Source organism: Phyllobacterium endophyticum, from assembly GCF_003010935.1.
GTDB lineage: Bacteria > Pseudomonadota > Alphaproteobacteria > Rhizobiales > Rhizobiaceae > Phyllobacterium > Phyllobacterium endophyticum.
Map to the genome: position 1 here is coordinate 71,019 of NZ_PGGN01000004.1, position 22,098 is coordinate 93,116.

18 protein-coding genes, 1 tRNA gene and 1 pseudogene are annotated in these 22,098 nt (G+C 56.8%); 10 read left to right on the forward strand and 10 right to left on the reverse strand.

All coding sequences use genetic code 11. The features are described from left to right. Window positions 1–76: 76 nt before the first annotated feature. On the reverse strand, window positions 77–1,159 hold the full coding sequence (gene pstS, locus CU100_RS18585; protein WP_106718107.1) for a phosphate ABC transporter substrate-binding protein PstS: 1,083 nt from the start codon (window positions 1,157–1,159) through the stop codon (window positions 77–79). A 410-nt stretch (window positions 1,160–1,569) separates the two neighbouring features. Here pstS and ppk2 point away from each other — a divergent pair. The 8 genes and pseudogenes from ppk2 to CU100_RS18625 all read left to right on the forward strand — a co-directional run bounded on the left by ppk2 (window position 1,570) and on the right by CU100_RS18625 (window position 10,144). Then, window positions 1,570–2,489, forward strand: a pseudogene (ppk2, locus tag CU100_RS18590) (polyphosphate kinase 2). Next, entirely contained in the window at window positions 2,470–2,751 is a 282-nt protein-coding gene (locus tag CU100_RS18595) for a hypothetical protein (protein WP_106718108.1), read from the forward strand. The pseudogene ppk2 and the gene CU100_RS18595 overlap by 20 nt, the downstream one beginning before the upstream one ends. 26 nt (window positions 2,752–2,777) lie before the next feature. Beyond that, window positions 2,778–4,382, forward strand: a complete 1,605-nt coding sequence (locus CU100_RS18600) for a serine hydrolase (RefSeq protein ID WP_106718109.1) — start codon at window positions 2,778–2,780, stop codon at window positions 4,380–4,382. 344 nt (window positions 4,383–4,726) lie between these two features. Further along, window positions 4,727–5,872 (forward strand): TRAP transporter substrate-binding protein, encoded by a 1,146-nt coding sequence (locus CU100_RS18605; RefSeq protein ID WP_106718110.1) that lies wholly within the window; start codon window positions 4,727–4,729, stop codon window positions 5,870–5,872. An 85-nt stretch (window positions 5,873–5,957) separates the two neighbouring features. Next, window positions 5,958–6,626, forward strand: a complete 669-nt coding sequence (locus tag CU100_RS18610) for a TRAP transporter small permease subunit (protein WP_106718111.1) — start codon at window positions 5,958–5,960, stop codon at window positions 6,624–6,626. Beyond that, window positions 6,623–8,368 carry a TRAP transporter large permease gene (locus CU100_RS18615; protein ID WP_106718112.1) on the forward strand — a complete coding sequence of 582 codons (1,746 nt, stop codon included), beginning with the start codon at window positions 6,623–6,625 and terminating at the stop codon, window positions 8,366–8,368. The genes CU100_RS18610 and CU100_RS18615 overlap by 4 nt, the downstream gene beginning before the upstream one ends. A 167-nt stretch (window positions 8,369–8,535) precedes the next feature. Further along, a complete protein-coding gene (locus tag CU100_RS18620; RefSeq protein ID WP_106718113.1) occupies window positions 8,536–9,789 on the forward strand; it encodes a PQQ-dependent sugar dehydrogenase in 1,254 nt (417 codons plus the stop codon). 40 nt (window positions 9,790–9,829) lie between these two features. Then, window positions 9,830–10,144, forward strand: coding sequence for a c-type cytochrome (locus CU100_RS18625; protein ID WP_246709304.1), 315 nt, complete (start codon window positions 9,830–9,832; stop codon window positions 10,142–10,144). Here CU100_RS18625 and CU100_RS18630 read toward each other — a convergent pair. From CU100_RS18630 to CU100_RS18660, 7 genes are all read right to left on the reverse strand, one after another. Beyond that, complete coding sequence (locus CU100_RS18630; RefSeq protein WP_106718115.1) at window positions 10,129–10,815, reverse strand: DUF6064 family protein; 687 nt, start codon at window positions 10,813–10,815, stop codon at window positions 10,129–10,131. The two genes, CU100_RS18625 and CU100_RS18630, sit on opposite strands and share 16 nt — an antisense overlap. Further along, on the reverse strand, window positions 10,815–11,729 hold the full coding sequence (locus tag CU100_RS18635) for an aldo/keto reductase (RefSeq protein WP_106718116.1): 915 nt from the start codon (window positions 11,727–11,729) through the stop codon (window positions 10,815–10,817). The genes CU100_RS18630 and CU100_RS18635 overlap by 1 nt, the downstream gene beginning before the upstream one ends. 350 nt (window positions 11,730–12,079) lie before the next feature. Then, window positions 12,080–12,664 carry a GNAT family N-acetyltransferase gene (locus tag CU100_RS18640; RefSeq protein ID WP_106718117.1) on the reverse strand — a complete coding sequence of 195 codons (585 nt, stop codon included), beginning with the start codon at window positions 12,662–12,664 and terminating at the stop codon, window positions 12,080–12,082. A 196-nt stretch (window positions 12,665–12,860) separates the two neighbouring features. Further along, a tRNA-Lys gene (locus CU100_RS18645) sits at window positions 12,861–12,936 on the reverse strand. Between the two features lie 113 nt (window positions 12,937–13,049). Next, window positions 13,050–13,967 carry a PhzF family phenazine biosynthesis protein gene (locus CU100_RS18650; protein ID WP_106718118.1) on the reverse strand — a complete coding sequence of 306 codons (918 nt, stop codon included), beginning with the start codon at window positions 13,965–13,967 and terminating at the stop codon, window positions 13,050–13,052. Between the two features lie 78 nt (window positions 13,968–14,045). Further along, window positions 14,046–14,768: an NUDIX hydrolase gene (locus tag CU100_RS18655; RefSeq protein WP_106718119.1), complete on the reverse strand. Its 723-nt coding sequence runs from the start codon at window positions 14,766–14,768 to the stop codon at window positions 14,046–14,048. A gap of 2 nt (window positions 14,769–14,770) precedes the next feature. Then, window positions 14,771–15,886: an endonuclease/exonuclease/phosphatase family protein gene (locus CU100_RS18660; protein WP_106718120.1), complete on the reverse strand. Its 1,116-nt coding sequence runs from the start codon at window positions 15,884–15,886 to the stop codon at window positions 14,771–14,773. 139 nt (window positions 15,887–16,025) lie between these two features. Here CU100_RS18660 and CU100_RS27345 point away from each other — a divergent pair, with 139 nt between their 5' ends. Together CU100_RS27345 and CU100_RS18670 are read left to right on the forward strand one after the other, a co-directional pair. After that, window positions 16,026–16,370: a BA14K family protein gene (locus CU100_RS27345; RefSeq protein ID WP_245419127.1), complete on the forward strand. Its 345-nt coding sequence runs from the start codon at window positions 16,026–16,028 to the stop codon at window positions 16,368–16,370. A 425-nt stretch (window positions 16,371–16,795) separates the two neighbouring features. Beyond that, window positions 16,796–20,149, forward strand: a complete 3,354-nt coding sequence (locus CU100_RS18670) for an autotransporter domain-containing protein (RefSeq protein WP_106718121.1) — start codon at window positions 16,796–16,798, stop codon at window positions 20,147–20,149. Between the two features lie 120 nt (window positions 20,150–20,269). On the opposite strand, the gene ilvC is transcribed toward CU100_RS18670, so the two are convergent. Both ilvC and CU100_RS18680 read right to left on the reverse strand, forming a co-directional pair. Beyond that, a complete protein-coding gene (ilvC, locus tag CU100_RS18675; RefSeq protein WP_106718122.1) occupies window positions 20,270–21,289 on the reverse strand; it encodes a ketol-acid reductoisomerase in 1,020 nt (339 codons plus the stop codon). Between the two features lie 26 nt (window positions 21,290–21,315). Further along, window positions 21,316–21,969, reverse strand: a complete 654-nt coding sequence (locus tag CU100_RS18680; protein ID WP_106718123.1) for a TetR/AcrR family transcriptional regulator — start codon at window positions 21,967–21,969, stop codon at window positions 21,316–21,318. Window positions 21,970–22,098 lie beyond the last annotated feature (129 nt).

The following is a 22,098-nucleotide window of genomic DNA, read 5'->3' on the forward strand; positions in this document are numbered from 1 at the left end:
CCCCAAAAGCCGCCATTGCGGCGTCATATATATTGCCCATGCGGTGCAGCCCTCGCTGCAGGGCGCCGGCGCGTCTTCAGTCTTCGATGTCGGGCTTTTTCGCCCAGTATTGCTCGATCTGCCGGACCAATGCGCTTGGCACCGGCACATAGCCGAGTTCGGTCGCTTTGACCGCGCCGGCATGGAAGGCGAGGCGGAAGAGGTCATGGACCCGGCCATGGCGTTCAACTGAACGTCCTTCCACTGGAACCACGGCGAAAGTCGCCGCGGCCATGGGATAGACGCCTTGGCCGGGCAGATCGGTCAAGGTGGCGTTGAAGTGTGGCGCTCTTTGCCAGGCGATCGCGTTTATTGCTGCATGCACACCCTCAGGACCCGGCTTGACGAAACTGCCCGCCCTGTTCTGGAGCGAGACATAATTAAGTCCAGCGCGCTCGACCTGACCATATTCCGCATAGGCAATTGCACCCTTCGTCGCCCGTGCGGCGCGGATCAATTCCTGCGTGCCTTCGGTGCCGGTTCCCAGTGGCCATGAGATCAGCGTGTCGGCGCCGTAGGCCTTTTTCCAATCGGCACTGACGGCCGAAAGATATTCGGTAAAGACGAAAGTGGTCCCGGAACCATCCTTGCGGTAGAGCACACTGATCGAGAGTTCCGGCAGTGCAACATCGGGATTTAAAGCCTTGATGGCCGGATCGGACCAGGACCGGATCTTGCCGAGATAAATGTCGGCCAGAACCGGACCGGAAAGGCGCAGCGCGCCATTTTTTAAGCCGTCGATATTGGCGATCACCGCCACACTTCCAAACACGATCGGAAATTGTTCACGCCCATGTTTTTCGAGCACGGCCGGATTTAACGGGACATCGGTTGCGGCAAAGTCGAGGTCGATCTGATCAAGTCGCATGACACCGGCCAGTGAGCCTACGCGCTCATAGTCGACGGTCCAGTCCGGCAAGATGAAGTCACCGCCATCCGCCCGCGCTTCCTGATAAGCCTGCGACCACTGCGCGATTACCGGCGCTGCAAAGGTCGAACCCGCGCCGCGAATGGGTTCTGCCTGGGCAGCACTGCTGAAGCCGACAACCAGGACAGTGGCGCACGCAATTGCGGCGGCGGCCACGTGAAGCGGGCGGTGCCAGGGAGAAATGCGTTCCATCACTAATGCCTCGCCAGTCATCTGTTGCAGCCGGTCATATTCACGGCATCGCCTATACGCAGCCGCGCGCAAGCCGCCCTGCGCGCTCCGAAATCTCGAAATATGGGTATTTCATTTGGTTAACACTTAGATGACGAAACCGTCAGGTTTGGCGTGTCGATCAGCAATCTGTTTCTTGGGAAAAATCTCGATCAACTTACACGTCAGATAGGTACTCTGCCGAGGACTGAACGTTTTACGAAGAGAAACAATGAGAGGTTCGTCTGCAGACCGGCAATCAAGCGGCTCACTGCCGTGTTGCCGATGACATGCAATTTCAAATTTCTTTCACGTCGTTATGGCATAAACAGCAGCACATCAGCATGATACCGGTAGCCTCTGGATGGCGCGGGTGAACCTGGAGACGTTAGATGAGAGATCCGAAGGACGAGATTGCACGCCCGGACTGGCTTGAGGCCGAGCTGGCCGATACACTCGACGAGGACTACGAACTCGAACTCTCGGAGCCGGCGCTCTCCGAGGAGATCCGCAAGATCTATCGCAATGCGCATCCGCCCTCCATGCCGCGCATAGACTATTTTCGCGCCTTGCTTACCCTGCAGGCCGAATTGATCAAACTGCAGGACTGGGTCGCCTACCACAAGGAAAAGGTCGTGGTGATCTTCGAAGGACGCGACTCTGCCGGCAAGGGCGGCGTGATTAAACGCATCACCCAGCGGCTCAATCCTCGGATCGTGCGGGTGGTGGCACTGCCTGCTCCTTCGGATCGCGAGAAGACCCAGTGGTACTTCCAGCGTTACGTGCCGCACCTGCCCGCCGGCGGCGAGATCGTACTGTTTGACCGCTCCTGGTACAATCGCTCGGGTGTAGAGCGCGTCATGGGTTTGCGACCGAAGATCAGGTGACAGAATTCTTCAACGATGTGCCCGAATTCGAGCGCATGTTGGTGCGTTCCGGCATCCGGCTGGTCAAATATTGGTTCTCGATCACCGATGAGGAGCAGCAGATGCGCTTTCTCGTGCGCATTCACGACCCCCTGAAGCAGTGGAAACTGTCACCCATGGATCTGCAGTCGCGTGTGCGCTGGGAAGCCTACACCAAGGCCAAGGAAGAGACCTTTGCCAGGACCAACATCCCCGAAGCGCCGTGGTACATTGTCGAGGGCAATGACAAGAAGCGGGCGCGCCTCAATTGTATGGATCATCTGCTAAAACAAATACCCTACGAGGACGTGCCGCACGAGGATATCACCCTGCCCGATCGGGTGTTCAACCCGGATTATGAGCGCAAGGTCCTGCCGCCGGAACTCTATGTGCCTTCAAAATACTGATCTGGCAGCCAAGGCAAGGGAGGGAGAAAACCAGCGTCTTCAGCGGTGGTCCGAACGCGCGCTCGTCGCCTTGGGTGACGCATCCCACGGAAGCATCGAGGAAATGCACTTGCAGGCCGGCCTCGGGATTTCGCGCATGTATCTGCAAGGCGGCCGCGACACGTCGCACACCGCGCTCAATCGTAGTCTTCAAATCGCCGACGCGCGCGGCAACACCGCGAAGGAAAGTCGAGCAAGTATCACACAGTTCGTGTATCGTTAGGCCATCACCATGCGAGGGGAGTGGAGATGACCGAAGCTGCAAAGCGATATGCCAGGCCTATCCGCGTCTTGTGCCTGCAACTTCTCGTTGGGGTCGTGTTGGCGGGCATTCACCCAGTTGCCAGCCAGGCCCAGTCCTTCGAGCACGCGACAAAAGAAAAGATCTTGGCAGCCTTGCCAAAGTTGGAACAGGCCGCGCAACAAATCATCGGCAATGGCGGGGTTCCGGGTATTTCTGTTGCCGTCGTCTATCGAGATGAGGTGGTCTACCTAAAAGGCTTCGGCGTCAGGGAGGAAGGCAAGAGTGATCTGGTCGACGCCGATACGGTGTTCCAGCTTGCCTCCTTCTCCAAGCCGATGGCCTCGACCGTCGTGGCGGCGATCGTGAGCGAAGGGGTCGCGAGTTGGGATTCTCGGATTGCCGACATCTACCCATCCTTCCAACTCTATGACGCCTATCCGACCACACAAGTGACCGTGCGCGATCTCTTCTCTCACCGCAGCGGCCTTCCCGGAGGGGCCGGAAACGAACTCGAAGAGATCGGCTACGACCGCGACGCGATCCTTCAACGGCTCCGCCAGGTCAAGCCGGAGAGCAGCTTTCGATCGGGCTATGCCTACAGCAATTTCGGCCTTACCGCGGGAGCGGTCGCCGTGGCCAAGGCGGCAGGCATGAGCTGGGAGAATGCGGCAGAGGCGAAGCTGTACAAACCGCTTGGAATGTCATCGACCAGCTCGCGCTACGCCGATTTCCTGACGCGAACAAACCGCGCCACCCTCCACGCCCAGTTTGACGGCAAATGGAGAGCACTTGCGAAGCGCGATCCAGACGCGCAGTCACCCGCAGGCGGCGTCAGCTCCAATGCGCGTGATCTCGCTCAATGGCTTCGGCTTGAGCTCGGCAAAGGCAATTACGATGGCAAGCCCCTGATCGACGCAGAAGCGATCAGCCAGACCCATATACCGCTGATGGCGCGTGGCAAGAATCCGATGACCGGCGGATGGTCGTTCTACGGACTTGGCTGGAATGTGGAGTATGGCCGTTACGGCGAAGTTTGGGGCCATGCCGGCGCCTTCAGCACCGGCGCACGGACGCTGGTCAGTTTGCTCCCCGCCGAGGAACTCGGCATCGTCGTCCTTACCAACGCCTTCCCGACCGGTGTTCCCGAAGGGCTTGCCGACACGTTCTTCGAGGTCGTGATGACGGGAAGGACAACGAAGGACTGGGTTCTTGAATGGAACAACATTTACGGGCAGCTCTTCGGCCCGGCGATCGAAGCTGCCATCAATCGTTATGGGACGCCGCCGGCCTCCCCGCTTCCGGCATTGCCGCTGTCGGCCTATGCCGGCACCTATTCCAACCCTTATATTGGCAAGGCAGTAGTAGCCGAAAAAGATGGCACGCTCGAAATTCGCCTGGGGCCGGAAGGCAAGACGGTTTTCCCGCTCAGCCATTTCGATAGGGACCTTTACACGTACCGGCCGTCTGCCGAGATGCCAAACATGCCCGTTGCGGTCACGTTCGAAATCGGGCCGGACCAAAAGGCGGCGCAGGTCAAGATCGACGACCTGAACGAGCTTGGACTTGGCGTGTTGACACGCCTCGAGACTGATCGCCCCGCATCGCCTTAGCCTCGCCACACCGATCATCTGAGTGCTCGTCAGTATGCTCGATTGGTGGACGAATGGGTAACTATTTCGTCACCGCCCACGTGCTGCCTATCCGGGAGGCTGCAGAAGATGCATCGGGCGGATAGCCTGAAGCTGCCATCATACCAACGGGAATCAATAACTTGCGGGCGCTGCGGTATTTACACCCGGGATGACGCCGGACAATCCAGCGCTTCAAAATCTTGCTCTTTATCGCCAACGTCTTGAAATATTGCTTTGCGCGTCACTGAGCGGACTTGGCTTGTGCGGTCATTGAGTAGTAGTGTGTGGTCGGGGCACATAGCCTCGTGCTTTGGGAGGAGCAAATGACCAAATCAAGAAACCAAACATGGGAGAAGACTTCGCGCCGCAAGTTCCTGGGTGGAGCTGCGGTGGCGGGCGCGGCTATGATAGCTGCGCCGAGCGTCGTCAAGGCGCAAGGGCCTGTCAACATGCGCTGGCAAAGCACATGGCCATCCAAGGATATCTTTCACGAGTTCGCGCTCGATTTCGCCAAGAAGATTAACGACATGACAGGCGGCGATCTCAAGATAGAGGTGCTGCCGGCAGGCGCCGTTGTGCCTGCGTTCGGCCTGCTTGATGCGGTGTCACAAGGCACACTCGACGGCGGCCACGGCGTACTTGTCTATCATTACGGCAAGCAAACAGCGTTGGCACTTTGGGGATCAGGCCCTGGCTTCGCCATGGATGCGAACATGCTGCTCGCGTGGCACAAATACGGCGGCGGAAAGGAGCTGCTCGCAAAGCTCTATGAGTCCATCGGGGCCAATGTTGTTTCCTTCCCTTATGGACCAATGCCGACACAGCCCCTTGGCTGGTTCAAAAATCCGGTTGCCAAAGTCGAAGATATCAACGGCCTGAAGTTCCGTACCGTTGGCATCTCCATTGATGTCTTCACGGGTCTGGGCGCGGCGGTCAACGCGCTCCCGGGAGGCGAAATCGTCTCGGCGTTGGACCGCGGATTGCTTGATGCGGCCGAATTCAACAATGCCTCGTCTGACCGGGTACTTGGTTTTCCTGACGTTTCCAAGATCTGCATGCTGCAAAGCTATCACCAGAATGCGGAGCAGTTTGAAATCCTGTTCAACAAGACGAAATACGATGCACTGCCTGATCAGATGAAAGCCATCATCGGTAATGCGACCGAAGCTGCCTCGCAGGATATGCACTGGAAGGCAATTGATCGCTATTCGAAAGATTATCGTGAGATGCAGACGGCGGATAAGGTCAAATTCTACAAGACACCGGACGCGATCCTCAAGAAGCAATTGGAGGTCTATGACCAGGTCGTGAAGAAAAAGGCAGGGGAGAACCCGCTTTTCAAGGAGATCCTGGTATCGCAGCTCGCTTTCGCCGAGCGTGCAACGCGATGGGAACAGGACACCGTTGTCAACCGCCGAATGGCATTTGATCACTATTTTGGAGAGAACGCGGCGGCGAAGAAGATCTGACGCGCGTTTTGGACAAAGCATCCATGGGTTCGTGACCTGGGGTGCTTTGTTCGCCTATAGTATTATCTCGCCATCGGGGGCATGCGTGAACGTTCAGCATTTTCTGAATACGGTCGATGCAATCAGCGTATGGGTCGGAAAGGCCGCAGCGTGGCTTATCATCGGGCTGATGACCCTCGTCTGTGTCGAAGTTTTCAAGCGCTACATAATGAACATGCCGACGGCATGGATATTCGACGCCAGCAGCATGTTCTACGGCAGTTTGTTCATGCTCGCGGGAGCATACACATTGGCGCAGAACGCCCATGTGCGCGGCGACTTTCTCTATAGCTCTATGCGGCCACGGACGCAGGCGGCGCTTGATCTGGTATTATACATCGTCTTCTTTCTGCCGGGCATCGCCGCCCTTGTTTACGCGGGCTATGACTACGCAGCGCTCTCGTGGCGGATCGGCGAGCATTCGACTGTGACGGCCGAAGGTCCGCCGATCTACTACTTCAAATCCGTCATTCCCCTGGCTGGCGCCCTTTTGATGCTTCAGGGAATAGCCGAAATCACGCGCTGTATCGTCTGTCTCAAGACCGGAGAATGGCCTAGCCGGCTCAAGGATGTCGCGGAGATCGACGTGGTCGAGGAGCAGCTCGCGCACAGCGAGCATGTGGATGAGGAAACGCGCAAACTGGCGATCGAGCGCGCGCAGCAAATCGATGAAACCGCGCGCAAACGCGGCTCGGGGGGAGACCTGCAAACGTGAGCGATCCAGTTCTTGGAATAACGATGCTGATGCTCATAGTCGTGGTTATCGTGATGGGCTTCCCGACGGCCTTCACTCTAATGGGCCTCGGCATGTTTTTCGGCTTCTATGCGTTCTACAATCCAGCGGAACACTGGATAGACAATCGCGTCTTCGATCTGATGGTTCAGCGCACCTATGGAGCCATGACCAACGACGTTCTCATCTCCATACCGCTGTTCGTACTCATGGGGTACGTGATGGAACGTGGAGCCTTGGTCGACAAGATGTTCTACAGCATCCAGCTTTCCTTCCGCCGCGTGCCTGCATCGCTCGCCATTGCAACGCTCATCGTCTGCACGTTCTGGGGCATCGCCAGCGGCCTCGTTGGCGCAGTAGTCGTTCTGATGGGAGTGATTGCCTTCAACCCGATGCTGCGCGCCGGATATGATGTAAAGCTCGCTTCCGGCGTGATCACCGCGGGCGGTACGCTGGGAATTCTGATCCCGCCGTCCGTCATGATCATTGTCTATGCGGCGGTCGCGGGACAGTCTGTCGTGAAGCTCTACGCCGCCGCAATGTTTCCCGGCTTTTTCCTCGCCTTCCTTTATCTCGTCTACATTCTCGCCTGGGCGACAATCAATCCGAAGATTGCTCCACCTCTGCCGGAGGAACAAACAAGGGTTCCGGTTCCTGCATGGATGAAAAGCTTTCAGGCAGCCTACTCACGCAACATGTTTGCCGGGCTTTTTTCAGCTTTGTTCGCTCCATCGAGGGCTATGTCGCTCGTGGCCGAGGATGGACCTCTTACCTATTTAAAGCTGCTCAAGAATTTTTGTGCCGCATTAATACCCTTCGTCCTCACAGCTCTCACCTTCTTACTGGTGTGGTGGTATGTCGTCATCCATCAGCAAGCCTCGGCCGACGCCGAAGCGCCAGCTGGATTGGAGCAGCTCGGCTCACCGGTGGTGGACGCGGCACCGACCGGAACTGTCGGGCCGTCCACCAGCTTCTACGTTTCTTTCGGCGTTATTGCCATTCTTGCTGCGATCGTGCTTGTGCGGTACTACCGGAAGATGGATGCCGAGCGACTGGAGGTTGTGAAGCTCCTGACCTCATCCGTGATGCCGCTGGGCGTTCTGACTATTGTCGTGCTCGCCGTTATTCTTTTCGGAATCACGACGGCTACGGAGTCTGCAGCAGTCGGCGCAGCCGGTGCCTTTCTGCTGGCGTTCCACGCCAGAACGCTCAACTGGAAGCGCACCAAGGAAGCGGTATTCCTCACCGCGAAAACCACGGCGATGGTCTGTTGGCTCTTTGTCGGCTCGGCGCTGTTCTCCGCGGTTTTCGCAATCCTCGGCGGTCAGGCGCTCCTTGAGCAATGGGTGCTGTCGCTCAACCTGACGCCAATACAGTTCATGATCCTGTCGCAAGCGATCATCTTTATTCTCGGCTGGCCGCTTGAGTGGACTGAGATCATCATCATCTTCGTGCCGATCTTTCTACCCATGTTGAAGCACTTCGGCATCGACCCCATTCTCTGGGGGGTTCTCGTCTTCGTAAATCTGCAAGCGGCGTTCTTGTCGCCTCCGGTGGCAATGTCGGCGTTTTATCTCAAGGGCGTCTCTCCGCCGCACGTCACACTCAACCAGATATTCGCCGGCATGATGCCTTATATGCTCATCGTCATCGTTTGCATGATCATCATGTATATCTGGCCCGGCATAACGCTCTGGCTGCCGAACTACCTTTACGGCGGTTGACGTCACTATGCTCGAGGTAGTCGACAACCGGATTCATTGTCAGGAAAATCAATCTGTGCGATACTTCTTGGCGTTGAGTAAGACTTGCAAAGTCTACGCCCGGTGCCGGAAATCCAAACAAAAAAGAACAGCCCGTAGCGTAGTATCTGGTCCCGTGGGAGGATACCGTGTTCAAGAAACTCGCTTTCGCTTTATCGTGCGCAGTCGTCTTTAGTTTAACGTCCGCCTCTGCGCAAAACTCCAATCTCGAAAAACTTGGCGGCTTCAAAACCACCGGCACACCGATGATGGAGCCTATTCCCCAGACTGGGGAGAATGCCGAAGCTCTCAAAGCAATCGCGGCGAAAATCAAAGTGCCGGAAGGCTTCAAGGTCAGTCTCTATGCCATCGTTCCTGATGCCCGCCATATGGCGGTGGGACCGCAGGGCGTGGTGACCTTCGTTGGCACCCGCAAGGAATTGGTCTATTCAATGACCGATCGGGACAAGAACCGCGTCGCCGACGACGTGAAGGTGTTCGCGCCTTCGATCAAAATGGCCGTGCCAAACGGCGTTTGTTTTTCAAGGGACGGCCACCTTTATCTCGCCGAGCAGAACCGGGTTCTGTGGTTCCCGGCAGCAGAGTTTTTCTATGAAGGCCCGGATGTCGCGGCTTTCGCCATCGTCAAGGAAGGTGAACTGATCCCCGCGTCTAATGAAAGCTACAATCACACAGCGCGCACCTGCCGTGTCGGGCCTGATGGCCGGATCTATATCACTATCGGCCAGCCCTTCAATGTGCCAGCGCCCGAAGTGCTTCCGGAGTTTCAACGACTGGGCATCGGCGGCATCATAAGCATGAAGCAGGACGGTTCCGACCGTAAGATATACGCGCGCGGCATGCGTAATCCCCTTGGCCTGGACTTCAATCCAAAGGACAAGACAATTTGGGTGAATGACAATCAGGTCGACGGCATGGGCGACACCATCCCGCCGGGTGAAATGAACCATGTTACCGGGCCGGACCAGAATTTTGGCTTCCCATGGTATGGCGGCGGTAAGACCCGCACAAATGAGTACAAGGATGCCACAGTGCCCGACGGCGTGATTTTCCCGGCGGTGGAGCAAGACGCTCACGCGGCCGACCTTGGCCTGTCATTCTACACGGGCAAACAGTTTCCCGAAAAATACCGGGGCGGCATTTTTTCGACGCAGCATGGTTCCTGGAACCGTGTAGAGCCTGTGGGTGCTCGGGTCATGTTCACCTCGCTCAAGGCAGACGGATCAGCGGACAAGACGGAGGTGTTCGCAGAAGGCTGGTTGAGCGAGGATGGCGAATATCTCGGCCGTCCGGTCGATGTTCAGGTGCTCAACGACGGTTCATTGCTGGTATCCGACGATCTGGCCGGTGCAGTCTGGCGGATTTCCTATGGTACCAAGTGACGTTCGCCTCATATCGTCATAGGAGGTCGATATTCGTGGTTTGATAATAAGTCTGGCCGCTCTCGTTGCGTGTTCCACTGTTGCGGAGGCCGCAGGCGATGCCGCTTCAGGCAAAAAAATCATGTCGAAGTGTCAGGTTTGCCATGGAAAGGACGGCCTCGCCAAGCTGCCGGACGCGCCGAACATAGCTGGCCAAAAGGAGGCTTATCTCGTGAAGGCGTTGATCGCCTTCAAGGACGGCGAGCGAAAGAATGAGCAGATGACGGTTGTGGTCAAAGGTTTGAGCGATGAGGACATAGCGAATGTCGCCGCTTATTATTCATCGATCAAGATCAGCGTTCAGGTTCCGCCATGAGGCGAAGAACGGCTCTGTCTGCTCCAAACCGCTGAGACGAGCGTCAAAGCGAGAGCTGAGCTCGGTAGCCATGCCTCAGGCGATCCCATCGCCCACAGCGTTGTTGTTGTGATAAGACACCAAATTACGGGAACCAGGAAAAGAACTGGCACCAAGCTGCCGCGCGCCATCAGCAACAATCCCATCGTTCCGATCGCGGTTGGATCCGGCGCAATCCCGAAAACTTCCGCGTTCGGCAAGGATGAGCCAGAAAGATAAGGCAGCGCTGGATACAGGAAGAGCGCGATGCTGGTGAGGAGCCCCCCGATCCACCGCGCAAATCCGCGGCGCCCAAAAACGAGCCCAGTTGGTACCGTGACGGCGATCAGCAGGAGAAGCGACTGAAGCACAAAGAACGGGGCTACATAGGCCATGGCCCAGTTGATGGTTGCGTAGCGGTGCCAGACAAAGGTCCATCCAACGAAAGTCCAAAGGACGGCAAGAACGAACGCGATCCAGCGATGTTTACCGTTCGGACGGGCAATAACAACGAAGATGATTGCAAAGCCTGCAATGAACGTACCCAGTTGCAAGGGCCACACCGCGGCATTTTGCAGTTCGAACATCCGCCAATAGACGCGCGGCGAAAACAGCAGAAAGTCTCCTGGACGGTAAGTCAACCATTCTGACATCAGAGCGCCTGCACGTAGGACGATATTCTTGCACGCATGGTGCTGTCCGGCATGGGACCCTTTGCGGCGGCTAGATTCTCGCGCACATGCTCGACGCTGGTCGTCGCCGGAATGACGACTGTTACGGCCGGATGCGAAATGATGTACTTCAGGATAAGCTGTGCCCAAGTGGAGGCGCCAATCTGGGCTGCCCATTCGGGCAAGCGCTCGGCCTGGAGGCGGCGGGTGAGCGCACCCTGTTGGTATGGCCGATTGACGATCACCGCAATACCGCGATCCCTGGCCAAGGGGAGCAATCGTTGCTCGGGCTCGCGGTCAACAACATTGTAGGTAAATTGCACAAAGTCGAGTGGCTGTGTCCGCATGATCTCCTCCAGAAGATCGTGGCGCCGTCCTTCCGAAGTCGTTATTCCGACGTAGCGGAGCCGGCCGGCGGCTTTCATTTCTATCAACGTTTTTAGGTGCTGCTCCCAGTTCAGAAGGTTGTGGACCTGGACAAGATCGAATCGGGGCACCTGCCAGAACTCACGCGACCGCTCGATCTGCTCTGGAGCGTCCGGACCGGACGTCCACACCTTCTCTGCCGAAAACAGCGTCTCGGGATGTCCCAGCTTTTGAAGGCCATATCCGATCACGGGTTGGGACGAGCCATACATTGGCGAGGAATCGATCATGCGCCCGCCGGCTGCGAAGAAGGCGGATATGACTTCGGCACATTCGTCCATCAGGAGGATGTCCTCGCCAACATTGAAGGTAATCCAACTGCCGAGACCAACCGCCGGTATTGCTTCTCCCGATGAGGGAATACGCCGAGTCGACAACGTACCTTCCTGTGTCCGTGCATGCGACAGCGTCAAGCCGGTAGCACCCCCCGCCAGCAATCCTTTCAGAAATGTCCGTCGCCTTATCCGCATGCAACCTCCCTGCGGCCATGAAGTGGACAATGATCCCGCATCAAAGCGTTAATGATAGAGCGGCAAACCATCATGGTGGCTTCCTGAACAGTGAGAAAGAACGCATTTAGCTCATAGGCGTTCTTCATACCAGCTAACCGGTATAACTCGCACGGCATTGAAGTTGTTGCCGGCCTTGGTATTCCGTTCACTCATCTTCCTCAATTAAGGCGCCGGCGCACTCACTGCGCCTGCGAAATGTATGCGTTCAGGACGCTAGCGACCGCTCGGGTCCGCTGGCCCGCTCCATTCGCTTGTGGCTGAGGCGCGCACGGCGAGCCTGGACCCAAAACTGGATGATTGAATTGAGTTCAACGCGCGTGCCGGAGCATCGGGACGAGCGTCGGCGACGAACCGACCTGGATCGCACCGAGCGGTTCGAAGCCATAGCGCCGGTAGAACGGAATGTTGCGCGGGTTTGAGGATTCCAAATAGGCTGGCACGTGATCGAGATCGCACCGTGCGAGCGCGTAAGCCATCAACGCGTCGCCGTGACCTTCGCCTTGATGTGCCGGGTCTACGCCGATCAGGGGCAGGTACCAGTGTGGTTCGGTCGGGTGGTACTTGGCCATTTGCTCGAATATGGCCGTTGTTTCGGGCGCACGTGAGCGCGCGACCGTGCTCTGGAGCACCGCACCAAGTCCTTCCTCGTCGGAATGCGCGCCGGGCGATAGCCACAGCGCCATTCCGGCGTAGCCCTCGGTGCAAAAGGCCGTTCCCCTGGTGAACGCGTTACTCCCGAACGCCCGGATCATTCGAGGCATCGCCGCAAGGTACTGGTGTGCATGCGGCCAGGTCCATCGTGTCATTGGGTCCGTTGCAAACGCCAGCATGATCGTTTCGACGGCCAGATCTTCCTCGACCGGGGCCATTACCCTCACGGTTTGCGATTTCATATTGCCCTCCTGAGTGGTGGTCCAACGCGGCGACCGCGCCTGTTCTCAGCTATGCATCATAACCCGGATGACGAAGTGAGTGATACCAGTTGCTGCTGGCTCACAGGTAAAGCAACTCAAGGCAATGGCAGAAGATTCTGCTACCAAGGGGAAAACCAGCGCCCTTAACAAAATCGTCTAAAGCGCTGGTTTTGATTGGTGGGCACAGTAGGGATCGAACCTACGACCCGCTGATTAAGAGTCAGCTGCTCTACCAACTGAGCTATGTGCCCGTCAGCCGTTTGGCGGCGACAGTGAAGGCTCTATAACGGGGCATCTCCTGCCTGTCCAGTCCTTGTTGAAAACTTTATGACAGCTCGTAACAGCAACGGCGCCAGGTCCGGATTCATACCAGCAGCCGCCCCTCGGCGACCTTGACTGCCGAACCGCCGATGCGTCCGCCGGCAAGTTTGTGATCGGCGATATCCAGTTCGAGCTGCAGGCGCGACGGTCTTCCCATCTCATATCCCTGCTCTATCGAAAGCCGCACCACGCCATCCAGTGGCTCGTCGAAAGCGTGAATTGCACCGGCAAATGCCGCTGTCGCCGAGCCGGTTGCCGGATCCTCATACGTCCCCTCGTCGCTTACGAACATGCGCGCGTGAAAATGACTGTCGTGCAGCACGGTCTCGCGGCAATAGGCATAGACAGGCAGCTGGCGATGGCCGATGGTTGGGGCCACGTCCTTCATCGCAATCTGATTGACGACGATGCGTTCCGCCGCCTTGAGCCCGTGGACCGGCACCAGCAGGAATGGCACCCCGGCGTCCCAGATACTCGGAACATGATTTTCGAAACCGATTTCCTTCGGTTCAAGCCGCAGCGCGCTCGCGATGGCGATCCTGTCATACTTGTAGGGAACTTCCTGCGGGAGCTTCGGCAGATCGAACTCCGCAAATGCGCTGTCCGCGCTCAATCTCACACCGCAACGAACGGGGCCGACCTGTTCCTCCAGGATGATCAGCGCGTCCTGCGTGCCGGAAATGTCGCCGAAGCGATCATGTGCCAGCGCTATGGCTGTTCCAACGGTCGGGTGCCCGGCAAAAGGCATCTCATAATCAGGCGTAAATATGCGCGCCCAGGCAGTGTGCGCAGGGTTTCTGGCCGGCAGGATGAAAACCGTTTCTGAAAGATTGAACTCACGCGCGATCCGCTGCATCGCGGTGCCATCGAGGCCGTCCGTATCGTGCACGATGGCCAGGGGGTTCCCCGCCAGAACCTTGTCCGTGAAAACGTCGTAAACCTCGTAGCGGCGGCCATCCATCTGCGTTCTCCCGAATGATATTCGGTGAACATAGAGTAAGGCCTGTCCTCGGCAAGTCAAACCTTGTGTCGGTGACATTCAGCTCCGGCTGGCGTCTCCAAAGTGCCAGCGCGTGAAAATATGGAAGATTTCAGGTGTCGATTCGTCAAGCTGCCCAGCGTTGGAAACGGCGATGACCCCGTCCAGTTCAGGGACTGCCTCCGAAGCGATATGATCGTATATGTCGCTTATGATCCGGCTGGCCCGGCGATCGAAGAAAAACCGCCGGAACAACGCGATGCTCCTGTTGGCGGAAACGAGATAAAGACCGTTGTCCCGGTGGGTCGCCCTGGCCAGATCCAGGCCCGTCTCTTCCTTGACTTCCCGGTGCATGTTGCCGTCGATGTCGATGCGATGATCGACGACGTCTCCATCGTCGAAGGAACCGGCGGGGAAATAGATGCGCCCGGCAGCCGATGTGGAGGCAGACATTCGCCCGGCAATGAGCTTGTTGTCGCTGGAGACGATCACACCGACCGCGAAGACATGCCAGGGCTTCTGTGTCGTGTTGTGCCGCTTCCAGTGCATCATGGTGGCAAAATCGGCGCGGTGATAGCGCGCGCGGAATATTCCCTCGGCGAGCTCTGCATGTTCAGCCATGAAGAAAGCGCCATTGAACAGCGCCGGATTGGCGAGGGTTGCATCGGCCCAATTGGCTGCAATATCTGCGTGATGGTGATCCCTGTAACCGAGCGCTTCGGCGTCGATGCCGATCACGGCACGTTCGCACGCAATCACTGTTCTTTCAGGCACATCATGCATCGTCAAACCAGATTCAATGTTACGGCAACCGGGCAGTGATCGCTGGCTTTCGGGCGATCCCAGCCCGTGCGTGGAAACAGCTCCACTTTTTGATCCGGCGGAAAGATCGTCCGGTACGGCTGACCACGACGGATGATGTCGGGCAGTACAGTGGCATTGCTTTGCGCCAGTGCTGGTGAAGCGAGTATATAATCGAGCTGGCACAGATGCCGCTCGTCGGGCCCGCGGGTATGATAGAGCGTCCAGCGATCCATGACCGCCCGGCGTTCCACCAGGTTCACGCAAAACCCGCCGTCCAGCAGGACGTCGAGGCAGCTTACCGGTTCGCTCACCGGCGAGAACGTGTATCCGGCAAGTGTATCCCCGCCAATGATGATCCTTTCGCGATAATCGTTGAAGTCGCCGCAGATTACCCAGCGCTTGCCCTCTGCCCCGCCGCTATCGGAAAACTTGTTCTCGACAATCCGCCGCACTGCTTTCGCCTCGGCTAAGCGCACCGGCATGGTCGATGTCCGGCCATCGGTGCCGTTGCGGGATGGTCCCATGGATTTGAAATGAATGACGAAGAGCGTCAGGGGCTTGTCGCCGATGCGCACAGCGATTTCCAGGCAATCGCGTTTGAATATGCGCTCATGCGGCTCGATCCCGAGGAGCGCGAGTTCCGGATTATGGATACCGAAATCATTATAAGTCACATGCGCATGGCTTGTCATGCCAACGAACTCGATCGGCTCGCCATGACGGGTCTCGTCTCGCATGAGCACGGCCACGTCGATACCGCGGCTGTCATTGCCCTCGATCATGTATTTGTGACGGTAACCCTCACCCACCATCTTGTACAGATAGCCGTATTCGAACGCGTTCAAGGCGCCGACATTGTCCACCTCCTGCAGGCAGAGAATATCCGCATGCGTCTCAGCCACCGCCAGCGCAGTCAATTGCCGCGTATCGTCCGCATGTGCGATGGCCCGCGCCTGTTCGAGCTGCCGATACTGTTCCAGATCGTCGATTTGAAAGAGCTGCAGCGTCCGGTCCTTGTTGAGGTTGTTCTTGAATCCGGAGAAATCAAAACGATTCATCAGGTTTTCAACGTTGAATGTAGCGATGCGGACGGACATGCAGGAACTCGAAACTGGAATCATCAGGTGGAAACGGAATTCCACTTTATGAGCCTAGCTCCAATCCGGGGCAGCCACCAGTGGCCATGTCCCAACAAATACCTATATGAGTAAATATCGAATGAGGACAGGATGACAGATGAAACTCTTATACAACATCCTTGCCGCGCTAGGGCTTGTTCTGGCAATGCAGATTGCCAGCGCCGGCGCTTCCGCCCAGGAGATCAAAACCTATCGCCCTGCACCGCGTGGCCTCGACACTGTGCCCCGAAAGCCGATCATTCTCCGCAATGGCTCGCCCGCGAATATTGCTTCGCCCGACTGTACCGGGTCATCTCGCTGCTATGATTTTCGCGTCCACCGCCCAATCGGACCTACCGGCCGGACACAGGTTCAACGTTGCAGCGCGCGGTATCAGTCGTACCGGGCTTTCGACAATACCTACCAGCCTTATACCGGCCCGCGCCGCCGCTGCGATCTGTAGCGGCAGCATTTTTTGTGATCCTGCGCCGAAGCGAATTGTGTCAATTTGATGATTGACATTTTACGTTAAAGCAAGGTACCCGTTTTATTGAGGAGATTTTCAACATATCGTTTTTTTATTTTTTATATGTTCTGGGAGGAATTCATTTGCCAATTTTTCACGACTGGAATCGCAGGTATTTTTACGCTGCGCATTAACCCGGCACTTCATCTTTAATCTGACCTGGCGGCTCAGCAACCCTGTGATCATGCTGTTCAGAATGATTTCTTTCCGCCGTTGACGCGCGGCAGAATTACCCTGTTGGCAATAGCACTTGGCAATCCAGGGCGCCATCGACGCCGGACAAATTTCATTGCTCCACATTGAAAATACAATCGAAAATCAATCGGATTTGTTCACTGAGCACTTTTTTAAGGATTTATTTCATGAAGAAATTTACGAAGGCGGCTCTCGCATCCGTCGCAACAATGGCTCTGGTCACGGGCCAACCCGGATCGGCTTTCAGCGACGCTATAAAGGTCGGTGGCCAGCAAAGCTTTCTCTTTGATCGAAACGTGACGTTCGGCGACAGCCTGTCGGATAATGGTTCGTTGGCTGCTGATATCAAGTCTATCAAAGCTAATGTTCTTCTCATGGGAACATTGACACTCCTACTACCCGATACAGCAAAGTTACTAGGCAAGGCCGATGGTATGGCAGGAGGCCGCGCGAGCAATGGTCGCGTCTGGATCGAGTACATCGTAAGCCAGCAAGATCGCGGTATCATTCACGATCCGAACGTATTGAATTCCACACTTGCGGATGCAAGCGTTCGTTTTGGGTTGGCAAAGGCGCTCGAAGCATTGACGGCATGGGCCGGAGGGAAACCATTCGTTCTCTCTGAATTCCTTAAAACCGTCAAGCCGATCTGGAATGGTGGCCCAAATTACGGCTACGAATCAATCAACGGCAAAAAAAGCGTGAACTATGCTGTAGCCGGTTCGAAATTCCTGCCCGGACCTCTGGATCTCGCAATTCCTACCCTTGCCAGTCAGGTCGACGCATTCATGAAACCGCTCAAAGATAAAACGAAAGGGTTTGGCAAGAACGATCTGGTAACCGTCTGGGAAGGAGCCAACGACGCTTTCGGGCTCATCCCCGACAAGGGAAAAGCAATGAATCAGGCGGACTTCGACAAGACAGTTGCCGCCTCCAAAGCAGCGCTGATAAGCAATCTTGAAAAGCTATATGCTGCAGGAGGGCGCAATTTCCTGATACCAAATCTGCCGGATTTTGGTCTGACGCCCGATCATCGACCAAACGCCGAAAATGCGAACAAAGCCAGCGGCGCTTTTGTCAAGATCACGGCGGAGGCTATCGATGAATTCAGGGCCAAGTATGCTGACGCGATTGTCTACGCACCGGAACTGAGGCCTGCCATCACTCTTTTCAACAAAAGCCCGCAAGTGCTTGGCTTCAACAACGTTACTATCGGCTGCCAGCATGTTCCAAAATGCAAGGATAGACCCGTGGATGTTCCGGGGTTTTTGAACGAACAAAACAAGAAGACCGATAGTGCAGGAAAAATCATTGATGTACAGAATGAGTATGTCTTCTGGGATGGGGTCCATCCGAACACAAGGGCCCATGCTTACCTCGCCAGTTATTTCGAACAATATTGGCTGAATCCTGATCTTAAGGGCGCCTATCTCGTTTCTCCTGAAGGTTTGTTCAAGACGCGGCGGCATTTCCTCTTTCCCGCAGCGGATCTCGTCATGAAGAACTATCTGGAAGGCGATGCCGCTCTCTACAAGCTTGAAAAAGGCAAGCTCGTTATCACTGGAGATAACACCTATACTGGAGGGACTATCATCGAAGAAGGCACGTTACAGATCGGCGATGGCAAAGCCACCGGCTCTATCACCGGCGATGTGACCACGAAGGATGAAACCATTCTCGCGTTTGATCGCTCGGATCTTATCGCTTTCGATGGAGCGATCGTTGGAACCGGTAGCGTGCAGCAAAACGGGACAGGCGGTACGCTATTGACAGGCAAGAACACCTATACGGGCGATACGATCATCAATGGCGGGCTTTTGGCCGTAAACGGCTCGCTGATATCGAAGGTTCTGGTGAACGACACGGGCATTCTTGGTGGAAATGGCGCCATCGGCTCGCTTGTCGCCAATAGCGGCGGCTGGGTTTCGCCGGGCAATTCTGTCGGCAAACTGACTGTTGCGGGCGATGCGACATTTGACAAGGGCAGCGTCTTCGATGTGGAGATCCGCGCGGACAAAAGTGCGGCCGATCAGCTTGATGTGAAAGGCAAGGTGATCCTGCTTGGCGGCGTCGTCCAAACGCGCATTGAGGGCACACCAGCGTTCTTTACCGCCGATCAGGTCAAGGGGCTGTTCACGAAACCCTATGAGATTCTTCTGGCTGGCAAAGGAGTGACGGGCACATTCGAAAATGCCAAGCAGTATAAATATTTGACAACCCAGCTCGATTATAGCGCTGACAGGGTCAGCCTGCGCTTTGTGGAAAAGGCGCAGCCGCGTGTTGCATTGCCGGTTGATATTGCGATTGCCGAAGAGCCAAAGATCGACCCTCCTGCCCTGCCCATTGCACCAACGCATATTCATGTGGGCGATGATGCGGTGACGCAGAACCAGAAAGCGGTAGCCGCTGCCATCGACAAAATGCAGGCGGGCGATGCGATCTACAACACCGTGCTGTTCACCAGAGTGAACGCAATCCCAAACTATGATGCGCTCTCCGGCGAGGTTCACGCCACGCTTTCCGGTGTTCTGATCGAGGATAACCATTTTATCAGCGATGCGGCGAGTGCCCGGGTTCGAACTGCCTTTGGCGGCGTGACCGGACCAGACCAGCAGACCGCAACACCTCTGGCCTTTGGGCCCGGAGGCAAGGTCAAAGCCAAAGGAAGCGAAGCGTTCGATAGCGTGGCGCCAGCGCCTGCAACGACGGCACTTTGGGGTCAGGCTTATGGCGCATGGGCCCATGCGGATGCAAACGGCAATGCAGCCGGGTATAGCCGCAAGACCGGCGGTCTCGTCACCGGGTTTGACGGCGTGGTGGCTGAAACATGGCGCTTCGGGCTTCTGGCCGGCTATGGCAACAGCTCGGTCAGTGGCGGTCGGGGCCGTGCTTTGGTCGACAGCTATCAGCTCGGGCTTTATGGCGGCACGCAGATTGATGCCTTCGGTCTACGCCTTGGAGTTAACCTTGCACAGCACGAGATTGACAGCAGGCGCCGGACCGACTTCGGCGCTTTGTTGGATCGGCACAGCACGAAATATGAGGCGCAGACCGTGCAGGTATTCGGTGAGCTTGGCTATGAAATCAACACCGCCTATGCCGATTTCGAACCCTTTGCCGGCGCAAGCTACGTGCATTTGAAGACGGACTCTTTCCAAGAAGATGGCGCGATCAGCAATCTGACCGGCCTGTCATCCACCTCGGATGTGACCATCACCACGTTGGGTCTCCGGGGGAGCCACGCTTTTGCGCTCACGGAAAGCACCATTCTAACTGCGCGCGGGCTTCTCGGCTGGAATCACGCTTTTGGCGATGTCACACCGGAATCCAGGCTCGCCTTTACCGGCGGCCAGAGCTTTACCGCGAAAGGCCTGCCGATCGCCGAAGATGCGGCCGTGGTTGAGGCTGGGCTCGATCTCGGGCTCGGTCGCAACACGACGCTGGGCCTCACCTATACCGGCCAATTCTCGGCACAGGCCAGCGACAATGTGGTGAAGGCCGATTTGAGCGTGCGCTTCTGATATGAAACAGCCGGTGGAGCAATCCGCCGGCTGTTTTGTTCTGGTACGGGGCTAAAGTCCGTTTGAGAATCCGGCCCGGCGAGTCAGCTGAAGACCACCGGGGCGGATTCGCATAGGCCTTTAGTTCTTCGCCTTGTCGACAAGCTTGTTGCTGCCGATCCAAGGCATCATGCCGCGCAGCTTCTCGCCAACCTCTTCGATCTGGTGCTTGTCATTGTTGCGGCGGATCGCCTTGAAGCGCGATGCACCGGCCTTGTATTCCTGCATCCAGTCGGAGGTGAACTTGCCGGTCTGAATGTCGGTGAGAACGCGCTTCATTTCTGCCTTTGTCTCGGCGGTGATGATGCGCGGGCCGGAGACATATTCGCCCCATTCTGCCGTATTGGAGATCGAGTAGTTCATGTTCGCGATGCCGCCTTCGTAGATCAGGTCGACGATCAGCTTTACCTCGTGCAGGCATTCGAAATAAGCCATTTCCGGCGCATAACCAGCCTCGACGAGCGTCTCGAAACCAGCGCGGATCAATTCAACCAGACCGCCGCACAGAACGACCTGCTCGCCGAAAAGATCGGTTTCGCACTCTTCGCGGAAATTGGTTTCGATGACGCCTGAACGGCCGCCGCCAACGCCGCAGGCATAGGACAAAGCCAGGTCATGCGCGTTGCCCGATGCATCCTGGTGGATGGCTATGAGGCAGGGAACGCCGCCGCCCTTCTGGTATTCGCCGCGGACCGTGTGACCCGGGCCCTTCGGAGCTATCATCACGACGTCAACGGACTTCTTTGGCTCGATGAGCCCAAAATGCACGTTGAGGCCATGGGCGAACGCAATTGCGGCACCATCGCGAATATTGTCGGCGATATGATCTTTGTAGATGTCGGCCTGAAGTTCGTCAGGTGTCGCCATCATCATCAGGTCGGCCCACTTTGCCGCCTCGGCGACATTGACGACCTGAAAACCATCGGCCTCGGCCTTCTTGGCGGTCGCCGAACCCTGGCGGAGCGCAATGCGCACGTCCTTGGCGCCGCTGTCCTTCAGGTTGAGCGCATGGGCGCGGCCCTGCGAACCATAGCCGATGATGGCAACCTTCTTCGACTTGATCAGGTTGATGTCCGCATCGCGATCGTAATATACACGCATTGATCTTTCCTTCCGATGGTGTGGTGTCAGTGGCCGCCTTCGGCCGCTTTTGTTTGAGCTCCGTAAAGAGCCAGAAACTGTTGTGTCGCGCGAATGGAATCCCGTTCGATCGTCGCATCAGTCAATTCCAGCCGGTCGCCAAGCAGCAACCGGATTTGCACATCCCGAACGACAAGCCCGAAAAAGGTGCGAAATGCTTCATCCGTCTCCTCGAAATGGAGGAGATCCCTATCGCGGCCGAGTTCCAGCAGCGGCTTGAGACGCCGCGCCATGGCGAAGGGGCCGTTTTCAAGAACGATCGCGCCGAGGTCATGCTTGTCGCTCCCGGCATGGCCCACCGCCACGCGGTTGAGGGCCACGGAAATATTGCCAGAGATCACGTGGAGCCAGTCCGACGCAAAGCGTTGAAGGCCGGAGGTCAAGGATGCGACACCGAACGCCTCCGGATCCAGCGGCACGCCCCTCACCTTCGAAGCCTGCCATTGCACGGTCGCCGTCAACAGACCGTCACGGTCTCCGAACCACTTGTAGAGACTTTCCTTGGAGCAACTGGCACGACGCGCGACACTTGTCATCGTCAGCGTGTCGCCTGCTTCGACGAGAAGCGCGAGCGCGGCATCGAGAACGTCCTTCTGACGTTCCGTCAATGCACTCTCGTTGACCTCAACCGCCAGCTGCACGCCTCTACCCCCATCAGTACCGTACCGTACGTTACGGCAATCTTCTAGTACGCGGCAAGATTAATGACAAGGGCTACGCCGATCAATTTTTCGGCTGTTTGGAGACGTTCCGACTCCTAACCGACAACA

Coding starts and splice junctions, on each gene's coding strand:
- pstS (WP_106718107.1), bottom strand. CDS start 1,159: ATGGAACGCATTTCTCCCTGGCACCGCCCGCTTCACGTGGCCGCCGCC.
- CU100_RS18595 (WP_106718108.1), top strand. CDS start 2,470: ATGTGCCTTCAAAATACTGATCTGGCAGCCAAGGCAAGGGAGGGAGAA.
- CU100_RS18600 (WP_106718109.1), top strand. CDS start 2,778: ATGACCGAAGCTGCAAAGCGATATGCCAGGCCTATCCGCGTCTTGTGC.
- CU100_RS18605 (WP_106718110.1), top strand. CDS start 4,727: ATGACCAAATCAAGAAACCAAACATGGGAGAAGACTTCGCGCCGCAAG.
- CU100_RS18630 (WP_106718115.1), bottom strand. CDS start 10,815: ATGTCAGAATGGTTGACTTACCGTCCAGGAGACTTTCTGCTGTTTTCG.
- CU100_RS18635 (WP_106718116.1), bottom strand. CDS start 11,729: ATGCGGATAAGGCGACGGACATTTCTGAAAGGATTGCTGGCGGGGGGT.
- CU100_RS18640 (WP_106718117.1), bottom strand. CDS start 12,664: ATGAAATCGCAAACCGTGAGGGTAATGGCCCCGGTCGAGGAAGATCTG.
- CU100_RS18650 (WP_106718118.1), bottom strand. CDS start 13,967: ATGGATGGCCGCCGCTACGAGGTTTACGACGTTTTCACGGACAAGGTT.
- CU100_RS18655 (WP_106718119.1), bottom strand. CDS start 14,768: ATGCATGATGTGCCTGAAAGAACAGTGATTGCGTGCGAACGTGCCGTG.
- CU100_RS18660 (WP_106718120.1), bottom strand. CDS start 15,886: ATGTCCGTCCGCATCGCTACATTCAACGTTGAAAACCTGATGAATCGT.
- CU100_RS27345 (WP_245419127.1), top strand. CDS start 16,026: ATGAAACTCTTATACAACATCCTTGCCGCGCTAGGGCTTGTTCTGGCA.
- CU100_RS18670 (WP_106718121.1), top strand. CDS start 16,796: ATGAAGAAATTTACGAAGGCGGCTCTCGCATCCGTCGCAACAATGGCT.
- ilvC (WP_106718122.1), bottom strand. CDS start 21,289: ATGCGTGTATATTACGATCGCGATGCGGACATCAACCTGATCAAGTCG.